1 protein-coding gene is annotated in these 799 nt (G+C 39.0%); it reads right to left on the minus strand.

Going from position 1 to position 799, the window contains the following annotated elements:
• Positions 1-640, minus strand: a 640-nt coding sequence (locus A9E74_RS13800) for a glycosyltransferase (protein WP_141696840.1), incomplete at its 3' end; no start/stop codon positions are given.
• Between the last annotated feature and the right edge of the window lie 159 nt (positions 641-799).

The raw sequence follows: 799 nt of genomic DNA on the forward strand, positions 1-799 counted from the left end.
AGCTTATTCTTGAACTAGTCTGTCTTGAAATTAAAAGCATTTCATTCATTTTTTCTACCAGCTGTTCATCTTTTTCAAATAGCTCACCGTTGACTCCATTAGTAATTAATTCTGAATTACCGTCAACATCTCTCACTACTACCGGGACACCAAGGAATAATGATTCTAGGACTGCTCTCGACATGCCTTCAGATAAAGATGGCAGTACCATGATATCAGCTGTAGCCAGAATAATATGCGGATCGGTCTGATAGCCATAAAAAATAACATTGTTTTCTATGCCCAGTTTTTTAACATATTTCTCTAATTCCTCACGCTCCTTACCATCTCCTAAAAGGTGTAATGAAGCCTGGGGGTGTTTATTTAAAATCGACTTAAAAGCAGAGAGCAAAACGTCCACTTTCTTTCTCTTTGTGAGAGAGCCCAAAAACACAAACACTGGATGTTCGGCCCTTTGATGTGAGAGTTTTGGAATTAATGGAGCCTCATCTATAAAGTTTCCAATGACAATAGCCTTACGAGCAGAGTATTTATTAATCTGCCTCGCCATGGACTGTGTCATTGCAGTTACATAATCGAAGCGACGTAATATCCAGAAATGTAATAAGGCAAGAAAAATACCCCCAAAGCCATAATCCATTCGATAGCTGGATATTACGTCGCTTCGATTATGTAACTGCAATGACACAGTCCATGGCGAGGCAGATTAATAAATACTCTGCTCGTAAGGCTATTGTCATTGGAAACTTTATAGATGAGGCTCCATTAATTCCAAAACTCTCACATCAAAGGGCCGAAC

Origin of the sequence: Methylophaga muralis (assembly GCF_001720165.1) — a bacterium.
GTDB classification, from domain to species: domain Bacteria; phylum Pseudomonadota; class Gammaproteobacteria; order Nitrosococcales; family Methylophagaceae; genus Methylophaga; species Methylophaga muralis.